The organism is Providencia sp. PROV174 (assembly GCF_028480685.1).
Lineage (GTDB): Bacteria > Pseudomonadota > Gammaproteobacteria > Enterobacterales > Enterobacteriaceae > Providencia > Providencia rettgeri.
In genome coordinates this window covers 15144-29509 of sequence record NZ_JAMPOT010000008.1, presented here as the reverse complement: position 1 = coordinate 29509, position 14366 = coordinate 15144, and the positions used below count along the sequence as shown (strand labels likewise).

The following is a 14366-nucleotide window of genomic DNA, read 5'->3' as shown; positions in this document are numbered from 1 at the left end:
TTTAATTAACATCCCCCCCTAATTTATCAACAACACCCATAAAACGATTTAGTACACTAGAGTGTGATTTCGATTTATAAATGTAACAAACACTTTTCCCCAAAATCTTGTTTAATGGTATATAAATTAATGATTTATCGATTAATTCTTCTTCTGGATAGTGGTCTATAATGCCTATAAAGTCACCATCTTGAATAAAACTTTGGCAACAGCCAATATTATCCATTTGCCTCACGCTCGTTTTATTATCAACCGTTTCAATTTTTGCTAATAAATCGCTCATCAATGAACTTTTATAAAATGCTGGGTCACATAGCCAGGTACTTTTTTGTAATAATGTAACAAGATCATAATGAAATTTCTCATACAGTTCTTTCCGACAATAAATACCTAATGGTGAATTTTCTATTATTTTTTGTAATGAAAATCGCTCACTGACAACCTGCTCTGAACTAAGAATAAGTGTATTTCCATCATAATCGACAATTTCATCTACTTCATCATAATTAAACCTTAATATATTTACTTGTACATTATTTTGATGTGCTGATTGATATAAATTAATTAAATGATTTTCCTTACCCCAGTCATAATAAATATTAGCCTCATTGATTATATAACCTGAAAAATGTTTTTTCGTTATTTCCTTCTCCTGTAAATAAAGATCTCTTAGATCGTTATAAAGTTCTTGGCCATCCTTAGTTAATGTCATTCCAAATTTTTCTCGTTTAAAAAGCCGTTTACCTAGGCTTGTCTCAAAGTCTTTGATTGACTTTGCGATGGGAGGTGTCGTACGGTTCATCACTCTTGCCGCTTTGCTTAACGAGCCATTCTCAACAACCGCCATAAACGCCTCTAATTTTCTTGAAAAGAACATATCTATGACCCCATTCCATTTATTAAAATGTTAATCAACATACTTAACTTTCTCATTAATAATTATATTGATTAGCCCATAAATTAATCCAAAAAATAAAAAGTCAAAGTTGATTTTTTATTGAATGATTAACAATATTTCATAAAAGTATTTTTATAATTTCCATCATTACAAAGCAATATATTATACTGTTTCGATTAATTATTTTTTATGCCTCCACTATTAAATCACATTAAAATATAAATAACCAATTGACTTTAAATGAAATTAAAACTAGTTAATATTGAAATTATTAATTTAATTTTAATCGGAAATTAAATTCTAGCACCCATAATAAATTTAATTAATCATAATATTTTTTGATTAACTAAATTTATTATAATTTTTATATTAAGCGCTAAATTTTGATATTATACCAAGAATGAGTTATGTAATGACCATTTTTATCATAATCGTTATTAACTATAAAACAACCTAATCGTTGAAACATGCTACGCGGGGTTACAGTATTGCTACCATCTGGTAGAATAAGCATAATAATCATAAAACTAGGTGATAAAAAACCATGAAATTCATATCGTTCAATATCAATGGCCTTCGAGCTCGTCCTCACCAACTCGCTGCAATCATCGAAAAACATCAACCTGAGGTTATTGGTTTACAAGAAACAAAAGTCCATGATGATATGTTCCCTTATGAAGAGGTTAGCCAGCTCGGCTATCATGTTTTTTATCACGGCCAAAAAGCCCATTATGGCGTGGCTCTTTTAACAAAAAATGAGCCTCTTGCTGTCCGTAAAGGCTTTCCAACTGACGATGATGACGCACAGCGCCGTATTATCATGGCTGACATCCAAACAGGGCGTGGCCCATTGACTGTTGTTAATGGTTATTTTCCTCAAGGGGAAAGCCGCGACCACCCAACAAAATTTCCAGCAAAAGAAAAATTTTATCAAGATTTACAGAATTACATTACATCAACACAAACGGCTGAATCTCAATTACTCATTATGGGTGATATGAATATTAGCCCAACCGATCTGGATATCGGTATTGGTGATGCAAACCGCAAACGTTGGTTAAAAACCGGAAAATGTTCTTTTTTACCTGAAGAACGTGAATGGTTGGCTAAATTGTTAGGCTGGGGCTTGGTCGATACATACCGAGCTAAAAATCCTGATGTTGCTGATTGCTACTCATGGTTTGACTACCGTTCTAAGGGTTTTGATGATAACCGCGGTTTACGTATTGATTTATTACTAGCCTCAAATAACCTTGCTGAACGTTGTATTGCAACGGGCATTGATTATGATATTCGCGGAATGGAAAAACCATCAGACCATGCACCGGTGTGGTCTGAGTTTGACCTAACAAAATAATTTTCCTCACTGGTTATAATGCAAAAAGGCGCTTAAAGCGCCTTTTATTGGTTTACCAGACTCAGCTAATTCTTTTTCGTTTTCTTACCCGTTTTTGCTGATTTTTTCCCTGCTTTTGCTGATGGGGCTGGTAATTCTCGAAATGCCCTCAAATTTGAAAATTGGCGTGCATGGTGAATTAATTGCATCAACGTTTGACCTAGCGGGTGCATAAAGTCATCATAACGTGATTGTTTTTCACTAATTTGAGTTAACACTGATTCCCAATGAGCGGTCATGTCCGGTAATGTTGCCATATCGGGTAGAACATGAATTAGAGCCCTTCCCGCCGGAGAGGAATGAATGTAACGCCCTTTCTTGTAGAGAAATTGGCGCTTGAATAGTAAGTCAATGATGCCCGCCCTAGTCGCTTCCGTACCAAGGCCATCCGTTTCTCGCAATACTTTTTTTAATGCTTTATCTTGCACAAACCGCGCGATCCCAGTCATTGCTGATAATAACGTTGCATCCGTAAAAGGGCGCGGAGGCTGTGTTTGCCGTTCGACAACTTCCCCTTTCTCACATAACAACTCATCATTTTTGCTCACAACCGGCAAAGGCATGCCATCGTTTTCGGCATCACGTTCTTTATTGCCTAATACAACTCGCCAACCCGCTTCAGCAAGAAAACGAGCTTTTGCAATAAATTTACCCTTTTCAATTTCGAGATCAATTGTACACTTACGGTATACCGCATCTGCCATAAACTGGATAATATATTGGCGTGCAATCAGTTGGTAAATTTTACTTTCATTTTCCGTTAATTTGACTGCTGCCGTTTTTGCTGTTGGAATAATTGCATGGTGGGCATCCACTTTTTTATCATCCCAACAACGATTCTTCTTATCTAACTCTGGCAGTTCAAATTCAGTGAGATCAGGCTGATGCACAGCAATCGCATTCAATACACTATGTCGCCCTGCAAAATGTTCATCAGGTATATAGCGACTATCTGAACGTGGATAAGTAATTAACTTATGTGTTTCATACAAGCGTTGGCATATATCCAACACTTCTTGTGCACTCAACGCATACTTTTTAGCGGCTTCAATCTGTAAAGACGACAAAGAGAAAGGCAATGGTGCAATTTCAGACTCGCGCTTGTCCTGATATTGCGTCACGATGGCAGGCTTGCCCTCAATTCGCGATACCACATGATCTGCAAGCGGCCGGTGGAACAAACGCCCTTCTTCGTCTTGGTAATCTATGCAGGAGTCACTTGGCTGCCATATCGCCACAAAACGCTCATCTTTTGGCGTAACAATATGGGCTTTCACCTCGAAATAGTCTTTAGGGATAAAATTTTCTATTTCTTCATCACGCCTAACAACGAGGCCCAAAACTGGTGTTTGTACTCGCCCAACAGAAAGAACACCTTGATATCCACCTCGTTGCCCTAATAGCGTATAAGCACGAGTCATATTGATACCATAAAGCCAATCCGCCCTTGCTCTCGCTAAGGCTGAGACACAAAGAGGGATAAACTCACGATTTTCTCTTAAGCGGTCAATTGCCCGCTCAACGGCTTGTGGGTTAAGGTCATTGATCAAACAACGCTTTACGGTTTTGCGTTTCTCAGGGTCGAGCTTTAAAAAATCAAGCACTTCGTCCACTAGCAGTTGACCTTCTCTATCGGGGTCTCCTGCATGGACGACTATTGAAGCTTGCTTCAGTAATGTTTCAATGGTTTTTAACTGTTTCGTTACTGCGGGACGGGGCTTCAATTGCCACTTATCTGGGATAATTGGCAAATCCTGAAGATTCCAACGTGCATACCGAGGTTCATAAGCATCGGGTTCCGCCTGCTCTAAAAGGTGGCCAATACACCATGTTACGGTTTGGCCATCACCACATTGAATAAAACCATCACCTCGTTTATGGGGTTTGGGTAATACATCTGCAATGGCCCTTGCAAGGCTCGGTTTTTCCGCAATAAACAAACGCATAAATTAATCTATCACTTCAACTAAAGGAACATTATCCTGATGGGGTAATAATTTACCGATAGACTGTAACAAAACACCTTGCTGCTGTGCAATCTCTTTAATTTTAGAGACTTCGGAAGGTTTTACTGCAATGAGTAAGCCACCAGAGGTTTGCGGGTCACACAATAACTGACGTTGCATATCACTCATTGGGCCAATAAGATGACCATAACTGTCGAAGTTACGGGTTGTTCCGCCAGGAACACAACCTGCTTCAATATATTTTTCGACGTTAGCTAATTTAGGAACTTTACTAAAGGAAATTTCAGCGCGAACTTTAGACCCTTCGCAAATCTCACTTAAATGCCCCAATAAACCAAAACCAGTTACATCCGTCATAGCCGTCACACCCTCTAAAGGTGCAACCACCGCCCCTAACTTATTCATTTGGCACATGGTTTCTGCCGCTAAGTGTTGATGTTCCGGCGCAAGTACCCCTTTTTTCTCAGCGGTTGTCAAAACACCGATTCCAAGCGGTTTAGTCAAGAACAATTCGCAATCCGCTGTTGCGGCACTATTTTTCTTCACATATTCCGTATTCACAACACCTGTAACTGCCAAACCAAAAATAGGTTCCGGTGCATCAATAGAGTGCCCTCCAGCCAATGATATGCCAGCATCCGCACAAGCGGCACGTCCACCCTCAATCACTTCACGAGCCACTTCTGGTGGTAACTTAGCAATTGGCCAGCCTAAAATAGCGATTGCCATAATCGGTTTTCCGCCCATAGCAAAGATATCGCTAATCGCATTAGTTGCGGCAATACGGCCAAACTCAAACGGAGAGTCAACGATCGGCATAAAAAAATCTGTCGTGCTGATGATACCAATCCCGTTACCGAGATCATAAACCGCCGCATCATCTTTCGTTTCATTTCCAACTAACAAATGTGGGTCATGAAATTTTGCTTGTTCCGTGTGTAAAATTTGCTCTAATACTTTAGGTGCAATTTTACAGCCGCAGCCTGCACCATGACTATATTGTGTTAATCTAATTTTTTCAGTCATTATTATTCTCTTTAGAAGTAAGATACAAAGCCTGTCATATCAGGAGATTGTACTTTTGCTGGTGCTTTAAGCTCTGGCGTTCCTAAATAAAGAAACCCAACAATACGGTCGTTATCTCCACAACCTAATCCCGCACGAACCACAGCATCTTCTGTCCATGCTCCTGAGCGCCATATACCGCCAAACCCTTGAGCAACCGCAGCCATTTGCATTGCTTGAACAGTGCAACTCGCAGCAACTAATTGTTCCCATTGTGGTATTTTCGGATGGTCTTTTAATTTTGCAATTACAGTAATAATGAGTGGAGCACGAAAAGGCGCGTTACGTGCTTTTTCTTCTACTTCAGCACCTAATTGCCCTTCAATTGCCGCTTTTTCTAATAGCTCACTGAAGCGGTTAATACCTTCATTTTGCATAACAACAAAATGCCACGGCTTCAACGCACCGTGATCAGGTGCTCTCATCCCCGCTGCAAGTATATTGTTAAGTTCTTCACCTTGCGGTGCTGGTGATGTGAGTCTTGAAGCTGAACGGCGGTTCAACAAAAGGGTTAAAGCATCCATATTTGTCTCCGTTTAAGAGTAAACTGATATGATAATCATTCAATTAGATAATGATACCCACGCTATCTATTGTTTAAGCTTAAAGGAAAATCGCTTACACTAATACAATAATAACGGTTATTCGCTAGGTAAAATTACGTTATAAATTCATTGAATTGTATCATTTGTCACACGTGAAAAATATCATTGAAGCATTGTACCTTGCGTATCATAATTTTGTTATGCATAAAAATAGCCTGCAGTTGCAACTAATTGTATTGATACAACTAAGACATCAACAGTTCGATGTGATGACCGGGTAACAGATTTGCTTTTGAGTATACTGTCGTAAATTCGTGCTACAGGCGGAAATAACCCAACTGTAGAAAGAAATATTTATGTGATATCCAAAAATAGTTTGTGCCATAAGCCAACGGCAAACCAGTGAAGCCAACACCCGTATGGTGCAAAATATACAGGATAGGAGAAAACATGCGTCAACTTTGGGACATCATCGCTACCATCTTTAGAATTAGCTGGCGAGCACTAAATTTTATTAGGGAATTCGTTTTTAACGCCATTTTCTTAGTGTTATTCTTTGTCGTTATTGGGTCAATTGCCCTTTACCAAACAGAGACTCAACCCGAAAAAAATTATTTTGGTGCTTTGTATGTTGATTTGCAAGGCGTTATCGTAGACCAAGTTTCTGCTCCGGACCCCTTTGGTCGTATGAGCCGTGAACTGCTTGGTACTTCAAATAGCCGCATGCAAGAAAATTCATTATTCGACATCGTTGACACCATTCGTACCGCCGCAAATGATGACCGTATTACAGGGATGGTATTACGCCTAGATGATTTAGTTGGTGCCGACCAACCCTCTCTGGCTTATATCGGTAAAGCAATCAATGAATTTAAAAGTTCAGGGAAACAGGTTTACGCCATCGGTAGCAGTTATAGCCAATCACAATACTATCTCGCCAGTTACGCTGATGATATCTACCTCACACCGCAAGGCGCTGTTGGGGTATATGGTTTTGCAACTAATAGTTTGTATTACAAGTCACTACTAGAAAAACTCAAAGTTAGCAGCCATATTTTCCGTGTTGGTACCTATAAATCAGCGGTTGAGCCATTAATGCGTGATGAAATGTCCCCTGAAGCACGTTTGGCCAATAAACAATGGTTGGATGCTCTGTGGAATAATTACCTAGAAGAGATCGCCAAAAACCGCAATACAACCAGCACGCAAATTTTCCCTGAGGCTGATGCTATTTTAGAACAATTACGTTCTGTGAAAGGCGATAGCGCACAATATGCTTTAAAACAAAAATTGGTTGATAAACTTTATACAAACGAACAAGTTGAAGATTTACTCAGTAAACACTTTGGCTGGAATAAAGATGATAAGCAATTCAATAATATTAGTATCTATGATTACTCCGCTAAAATAACAGATACCAATGCGAATCAAAGTGGCAATATCGCCGTGATTGTTGTTCAAGGTGCTATCATGGATGGCCCGCAAACGGCTGGGATTGCAGGAGGCGATACCATCGCAGCACAAATTCGAGATGCTCGCCTTGATGATAATATTAAAGCAATTGTGTTACGCGTTAATAGCCCGGGGGGAAGCGTAAGCGCTTCTGATTTGATTCGCAGTGAGCTGGCTTCGGCCCATGCTGCCGGTAAACCCGTGGTGGTTTCTATGGGGGGAATGGCAGCATCTGGGGGGTATTGGGTATCGACTCCAGCTGACTATATTATTGCCAGCCCAAACACGCTGACTGGTTCAATTGGTATATTTGGTGTGATCAATACCTTTGAAAAATCTTTAGATTCTATAGGGGTGTATACTGATGGAGTATCAACATCACCATTAGCCGATATTTCTCTGACTAAAGGGATTAGCCCACAATTTGCTGATATGATGCAAATTACGATTGAAAATGGTTATGAGACATTTATAGGCTTAGTCGCAAAAGCTCGCCATAAAACACCTGCAGAGATAGATAAAATCGCTCAGGGCCGTGTGTGGATCGGGCAAGACGCGCTTAAAAATGGCCTTGTAGACCAGCTAGGTGATTTTGACAATGCCATAGATAAAGCCGCTGAACTCGCTAAACTCACTGATGTTAAGCTAGATTGGATGAAGCCTGAGATGACCTTTATGGATCAATTGTTGCTTGAATTAACCACTAGCGTTCAAGCCGCGATGCCGGATGTACTACAGGTGTTTTTACCCCCCGCAGTCGCAACGGATATCCGCCAGCAAGCTCAGTTCTTCTTAAAAATGAATGACCCTCAAAACCGCTACGCATTTTGCTTAAATTGCGCGGAAATTAACTAATCGCTCAATCCCCTTCAGCGCTGATGAAGGGGATTTCTCTCACAAACCCATCAATAACCCCATATCAATCTAATTATTCGCAAGTTAACGATAGTAATACGCTAACAAATACGTCAAAATCCTAATAATCACTCTCCTTCGATAAGTTGGATAAATTAGGTAATAAGATGCAGAAGAAATCAATTTATGTAGTCTACACTGGCGGAACAATTGGCATGCGCCATTCACCACAGGGATATGTTCCTGTTTCTGGTCATTTGCAAACTCAGTTAGCTCAAATGCCCGAGTTTCACCGCCCTGAAATGCCTGAGTTTACCATCCGTGAGCATCAACCGTTGATTGATTCGTCTGATATCACCCCTGAAGATTGGCAGCTCATCGCTGATGATATTCAGGAAAATTATCCACTTTATGATGGCTTTGTTATATTACATGGCACTGATACCATGGCTTTCACCGCCTCAGCGTTATCTTTCATGTTTGAAAACTTGAAAAAGCCGGTAATCGTGACAGGGTCACAAATACCGTTAGAAGCATTACGTTCTGATGGGCAAACGAATCTATTAAATGCCTTATATTTAGCGGCTAATTATCCAGTTAATGAAGTTGGGCTATTTTTTAATAACAAATTATATCGCGGTAACCGCACCGTTAAGGCTCATGCTGACGGCTTTGATGCTTTCAGTTCGCCTAACTGCTCCCCCTTAATGGAGGCGGGTATCAATATTCGCACATTCAATACGTGCCCTGCACCTATTGGCATAGGTGAATTTAAAAGCCACCGAATTACGCCTCAACCTATCGGTGTTGTTACACTTTATCCTGGACTCTCGGTTGAGATTGTTCGCAATATTCTCCAACAACCTGTTAAAGCGCTTATATTGCGCTCTTATGGTGTCGGTAATGCCCCTCAGCAACCTGAATTACTACGTATACTCCGCGAGGCAACGAACCGAGGCATTATTGTGGTGAACCTGACACAATGTATTTCTGGCCGTGTTAATATGGAAGGCTATGCCACAGGACACGCTCTGGCAGAAGCTGGTGTGATAAGTGGATACGACATGACTTTTGAAGCCGCCTTAAGTAAATTGCACTACTTACTAAGCCAAAATTATACCCCAGCTTTAATCCGAGAGTTAATGCAGAATAATTTACGCGGCGAGTTGAGCTATGCTGATGAATAACAGATAACATACTGAGGACACAATGAAAGTAGCATTACTGTTAGTCGATTTACAAAACGATTTTTGCACCGGTGGCACATTAGCAGTAAATGAAAGTGAACATGTTATTGATGTTGCTAATAAGGCGATGGCTATTTGCCAACAAAAACAGATAGACATCATTGCAAGCCAAGATTGGCATCCCGCGACACATCTTAGTTTCGCGGCTAATTCAAATACTCAAATTGGCGAAGTCGGTGAGTTAAATGGCATTACACAAGTTTGGTGGCCTATTCATTGCGTACAAGGTGAGCACGGCGCTAAATTACATTCAAATTTAAACCAATCGCTGATTAGTGCAACTTTCACCAAAGGGGAAAACCCGCAGGTTGATAGCTATAGTGCCTTTTTCGATAACGATAAAATCAGCCAAACCCGCCTACATGCATGGTTACAAGAACAACACATTTCGCATTTAATTATTATGGGAATTGCGACGGATTACTGTGTCAAATTTACCGTATTAGATGCATTAAAATTAGGCTATAGCGTAGATGTTTTAGTAGATGGATGTAGAGGTGTTAATCTTGCAGCCAATGACAGCCAAGAAGCTTTAGACGAAATGCAAAAGCAAGGTGCGGGGTTAATCACGTTAACTGACCTGCATTAACCCATACTCTGTAGACAAGTTTTCTCATGTCAGATGAGAAAACTTGTCTTAGTGACGCTGTCACTGTGCAGCACCATATTGAATAACCAACCTATTTTACAAAGTCAATGTTACTCATCATTATTTTGCGGTTTTAATGTTGCCAACATTTCACCTTGAAACAACGTTTTTAGCTCTTGCTTGCTCTTCATCGTAATTTCGCCATTAGTCCCTACCGTCATATGCTCTGGGTCATGGTTATGCCGCGACTGCCACAATAATACCATTTGCAAGCTATGCTCTTTTTGTTCTGGCGTTAACATCACCCCATCCGGCCATTTGCCAAGCTCAACTGCGGTTACTAGGCGCTGATAGATTTCAGGTGTCATTACTGCTAATAATTGTTCAAGTTGCTCTGGATTAACTTCAACGCTCACGGTAAGGCTCCTTCAAGTACGCAATTAACACGTTATTTTATTATTCTTAATTTTAGCTGAATCGTTTTTGTCATTCTAATATTAAAATTTCAGCACCCTTCAGCTCTTTATCCACGGGTCTTTTCACCGCTATCATCATCAATAAAGCTTAATGATGCTGAATTAATACAGTAACGCTGACCCGTGGGCTGAGGACCATCGGGAAATACATGCCCTAAATGCGCATTACAGTGTTGACAGCGAACCTCAATACGATGCATTCCATGTGAGAAATCCTCAATGTATTTGATAGCCTCTTCATTGACGGGTTGATAAAAGCTTGGCCAACCACAACCTGCATCAAATTTGGTCTCAGACATAAATAAAGGTGAACCACAGCATAAACATTCGTACACACCGTCTTTACGGTTATGCAATAATTGACCACTGAATGGCGGCTCGGTGCCTGCTTGCTGTGTAACGTAGCGTTGCATTTCATTTAACTCTGAAATATCAATAGGTTGGTTATCTTTTTTTGACATGTCACACCTAAATATTTAAATAACTAAAATGTTCAATGGTTATCATACATCAATTTCAATCAACAAAAAATTAACAACATTTTCTGTAAAACTATTCTAAACTAAGAAGCATCTTACTTTCCGTTTTGATTTGTGAACCGTATCACATATATCACTGATAGATGGTTTCATTATGCCGCACAATCCCGATAATACGTGCGGCTGTATTTGCCGCTAAAGTGGCTGACAAATAAGCAATTGGTGGTATCAGAATTGATTTTTTTCAATAATTGACACGATTCCGCTTGACGGCTGGCAAGGTTTTGGTAACTTTAACTACAACTTAATTCACGAATAAATAGCTGGTGGAAATACTATGACTATCAAAGTAGGTATTAATGGTTTTGGTCGTATTGGCCGTATCGTTTTCCGTGCTGCACAAGAGCGTTCTGACATCGAAATCGTTGCTATCAACGACCTGCTCGATGCAGAATACATGGCGTACATGCTGAAATACGACTCAACTCATGGTCGTTTCAACGGTACTGTTGAAGTTAAAGATGGTCACCTCGTTGTAAACGGCAAAAAAATCCGTGTAACAGCAGAAAAAGATCCTGCAAACCTGAAATGGAACGAAGTCGGTGTTGACGTCGTTGCTGAAGCTACAGGTATATTCTTAACTGATGAAACTGCACGTAAACACATCCAAGCAGGTGCTAAGAAAGTTGTTCTGACTGGCCCTTCTAAAGATGATACTCCTATGTTCGTTATGGGCGTTAACCACAAAGCTTACGCAGGTCAAGAAATCGTTTCTAACGCATCTTGCACAACTAACTGCTTAGCTCCACTGGCTAAAGTTATCAACGACAAATTCGGTATCGTTGAAGGCCTGATGACAACTGTTCACGCAACAACTGCAACACAAAAAACTGTTGATGGCCCTTCACACAAAGACTGGCGTGGTGGTCGTGGTGCTGCTCAAAACATCATCCCATCATCAACAGGTGCAGCTAAAGCTGTAGGTAAAGTTATTCCAGAACTGAATGGCAAACTGACTGGTATGTCTTTCCGTGTACCTACTCCTAACGTTTCTGTAGTTGACTTAACTGTTCGTTTAGAAAAACCAGCAACTTACACTCAAATCTGTGATGCTATCAAAGAAGCAGCAGCAGGCGAGCTGAAAGGCGTTCTGGGTTACACTGAAGATGACGTTGTATCAACTGACTTCAACGGTGAGAAACTGACTTCAGTATTTGATGCTAAAGCTGGTATCGCACTGAACGATAACTTTGTTAAATTAGTTTCTTGGTATGACAACGAAACTGGTTACTCTAACAAAGTATTAGACTTGATCGCTCACATCTCTAAATAAGAGCTGTAACGAAATTTGTCTAACTGAGCCGCCGATTGGCGGCTCTTTTGTATCGTATCCAATAACAAATTAACACTTCATATTTTCTGCTATATCGCTTATGGTTGATCTCCTATTAGATACGCTATAAACATGACTTATTTTAGAATGAATACTATTCACCGCGCCTTTAAATATGCCGAATAGATACTCTAAATAATTCAAGTGAATGAACACAGTCAGCAATGCTGCAGTTTGAAAGATGACGAGTATTCACACTGTTCCATTAACACAGGCCTAATACCATGCACGACAAACTTTTTGCACTACCAGTCATTAAACAAGTCTCTGCTTACATCACTCAACGCCAACTCGGCGAGCTTCCACTCATTGTCATCTCGCATCCTAAGGTGCGTGGGGCCGTCAGTTTACAAGGTGCTCAACTTATTGATTGGCAACCCGCAGGGCAAAAACCTTGCTTATGGCTAAGTTCAGAAAGTGCTTTTAAAGAAGGTGTTGCTATCCGCGGTGGCATCCCTATTTGTTGGCCTTGGTTCGGCCCTGTTGCTAGTCCTAGCCATGGTTTTGCGCGAATTTTACCTTGGCAATTCACCGCACATAATGAGCATGAAGATGGTGTTATTTTAACCTTCACTTTAACAGATACCGACTATACCCGTAAATTATGGCCACATGAGTTCACTCTGATCCTCCGTATGAAACTCGGTGAAACATGTGAACTTGAACTAGAAAGTTATGGGGATTTCGAAACGACTGCTGCACTGCATAGTTATTTCAATATCAGTGATATTCAAAAAGCCACCGTCTATGGGTTAGGCGGTCACTATTTCGATAAAGTCGCAGATAAAGAAGTTTATGCCAATGAACCTCTCAAATTTAATAAACATACTGACCGTATTTATTCAGAACCGGATGAATATAGCCTATTACGTGATGATGGATGGGCTCGTACAATAGAAATTCATCATTACCATAATAGTGATGTTGTCTGTTGGAACCCTTGGGCAGAGTTATCATGCAGTATGGACGACATGCCAAATAATGGGTACAAACAAATGGCTTGTGTAGAAACGGCAAGGATTAATGTCCCAATGAAAAGTGAGGCACAGCACCCCGCTCGCCTTTCATTAGTAATGGTCAGCCGCGATAATAAACCACAATATTAATTATCCAGTCTAAGTTGTATAAGATTTCTAAATAGATAAAATTGAGCCCCTGATAAACATAATGATATCAGGGGCTCAATAATTTAACTTTCGATAACAAACTTAGAATGTGTAAGTGACACCTGTCCACATAATGGCGGAAACATCTTTATTCACCATTGGGCTATCTTTCACTTCACTTGGTAGGCGGTCAACACGGCCCATTGCAAATACCGTCCAATTTTCATCAAAGCGATAATTTCCTGTCACTTCAACGTATGGTGTCCAACTTGAACCTGGGTTATAACGTTTTAAACCGCTATTACGAGATTCTTTTGAAGAAATACCATATTCATAACGGTTTTGGTTCTTGCTATCCCATTTAATACCAAGACCTGGGGTAATTGACCACTTATCACCCTCAAAACCATACAGATAGGCAAACTCACCACGGATACCATTACTGATACCTAGGATATCACCAGAAATATTCGTTCTCAACGTACCCCAATCAGCGTTATGACGATAAGTCAGACCCGTCATCACCGTATCACGGCGGCGGTCTAATTCACGCATTGCTTTATCATCATTGTCTTTAGGTTTAAAAAATTGCGGGTAATAAAAAGCATCTAATGATAGTTGGTCTTGCGTATCATTCCATAGGTAATAACCGGCTGCTAATGTATGAAAATAGAAGTTCTCACTGTCATAATTAACAATAGGCACTGGCGTGACATAATCACGGCTCTTAATTCCTTTATAAGGTGTTGACTGCGCTAATACTGAACCACCAACAGACCAAGTTCCAGCAAACGCAGCCCCAGATAACACACTCAAAGCCACAGCAAGTGTCGTTAATTTAATTGCTTTAGACATATATTTAACCTAAAAATAATGAGAAATAGATCACCGCTATATG

The 14366-nt window shown here is 40.2% G+C and carries 13 protein-coding genes; 6 read left to right on the top strand and 7 right to left on the bottom strand.

Features of this window, described 5'->3' with window-relative positions; genetic code table 11:
- Position 1 precedes the first annotated feature (1 nt).
- The gene (locus PSE60_RS05895) at positions 2-877 is read right to left on the bottom strand and encodes a LysR family transcriptional regulator (RefSeq protein ID WP_004911163.1); all 876 of its coding nucleotides are present in this window, start codon (positions 875-877) and stop codon (positions 2-4) included.
- A 565-nt stretch (positions 878-1442) separates the two neighbouring features.
- On the opposite strand from PSE60_RS05895, the gene xthA reads away from it, so the two are divergent.
- On the top strand, positions 1443-2255 hold the full coding sequence (xthA, locus tag PSE60_RS05890) for an exodeoxyribonuclease III (RefSeq protein ID WP_210839365.1): 813 nt from the start codon (positions 1443-1445) through the stop codon (positions 2253-2255).
- Between the two features lie 65 nt (positions 2256-2320).
- On the opposite strand, the gene PSE60_RS05885 is transcribed toward xthA, so the two are convergent.
- The 3 genes from PSE60_RS05885 to PSE60_RS05875 are packed head-to-tail and all read right to left on the bottom strand — an operon-like array spanning position 2321 to position 5850.
- Positions 2321-4240 carry a DNA topoisomerase III gene (locus PSE60_RS05885; RefSeq protein ID WP_272664815.1) on the bottom strand — a complete coding sequence of 640 codons (1920 nt, stop codon included), beginning with the start codon at positions 4238-4240 and terminating at the stop codon, positions 2321-2323.
- A 3-nt stretch (positions 4241-4243) separates the two neighbouring features.
- On the bottom strand, positions 4244-5287 hold the full coding sequence (gene selD, locus PSE60_RS05880; protein ID WP_004911178.1) for a selenide, water dikinase SelD: 1044 nt from the start codon (positions 5285-5287) through the stop codon (positions 4244-4246).
- 11 nt (positions 5288-5298) lie between these two features.
- A complete protein-coding gene (locus tag PSE60_RS05875; protein WP_272664814.1) occupies positions 5299-5850 on the bottom strand; it encodes an NAD(P)H nitroreductase in 552 nt (183 codons plus the stop codon).
- A 471-nt stretch (positions 5851-6321) separates the two neighbouring features.
- On the opposite strand from PSE60_RS05875, the gene sppA reads away from it, so the two are divergent.
- The 3 genes from sppA to pncA all read left to right on the top strand — a co-directional run bounded on the left by sppA (position 6322) and on the right by pncA (position 10014).
- The gene (sppA, locus tag PSE60_RS05870; RefSeq protein ID WP_272664813.1) at positions 6322-8178 is read left to right on the top strand and encodes a signal peptide peptidase SppA; all 1857 of its coding nucleotides are present in this window, start codon (positions 6322-6324) and stop codon (positions 8176-8178) included.
- 167 nt (positions 8179-8345) lie between these two features.
- The gene (gene ansA, locus PSE60_RS05865; RefSeq protein WP_272664812.1) at positions 8346-9365 is read left to right on the top strand and encodes an asparaginase; all 1020 of its coding nucleotides are present in this window, start codon (positions 8346-8348) and stop codon (positions 9363-9365) included.
- Between the two features lie 22 nt (positions 9366-9387).
- Entirely contained in the window at positions 9388-10014 is a 627-nt protein-coding gene (pncA, locus tag PSE60_RS05860; protein ID WP_272664811.1) for a bifunctional nicotinamidase/pyrazinamidase, read from the top strand.
- 110 nt (positions 10015-10124) lie between these two features.
- Here the strand turns inward: pncA and PSE60_RS05855 are convergent, their stop codons facing one another.
- Positions 10125-10430 carry a YeaC family protein gene (locus PSE60_RS05855; RefSeq protein WP_004911191.1) on the bottom strand — a complete coding sequence of 102 codons (306 nt, stop codon included), beginning with the start codon at positions 10428-10430 and terminating at the stop codon, positions 10125-10127.
- A 107-nt stretch (positions 10431-10537) separates the two neighbouring features.
- Positions 10538-10951, bottom strand: a complete 414-nt coding sequence (msrB, locus tag PSE60_RS05850) for a peptide-methionine (R)-S-oxide reductase MsrB (protein WP_115167186.1) — start codon at positions 10949-10951, stop codon at positions 10538-10540.
- 355 nt (positions 10952-11306) lie between these two features.
- Between msrB and gapA the strand changes: the two genes are divergently transcribed.
- Both gapA and PSE60_RS05840 read left to right on the top strand, forming a co-directional pair.
- A complete protein-coding gene (gene gapA, locus PSE60_RS05845; protein ID WP_004911198.1) occupies positions 11307-12302 on the top strand; it encodes a glyceraldehyde-3-phosphate dehydrogenase in 996 nt (331 codons plus the stop codon).
- A gap of 284 nt (positions 12303-12586) precedes the next feature.
- Positions 12587-13468 carry a D-hexose-6-phosphate mutarotase gene (locus PSE60_RS05840; protein WP_272664810.1) on the top strand — a complete coding sequence of 294 codons (882 nt, stop codon included), beginning with the start codon at positions 12587-12589 and terminating at the stop codon, positions 13466-13468.
- Between the two features lie 102 nt (positions 13469-13570).
- Here the strand turns inward: PSE60_RS05840 and PSE60_RS05835 are convergent, their stop codons facing one another.
- Complete coding sequence (locus PSE60_RS05835; protein ID WP_004911202.1) at positions 13571-14323, bottom strand: MipA/OmpV family protein; 753 nt, start codon at positions 14321-14323, stop codon at positions 13571-13573.
- Between the last annotated feature and the right edge of the window lie 43 nt (positions 14324-14366).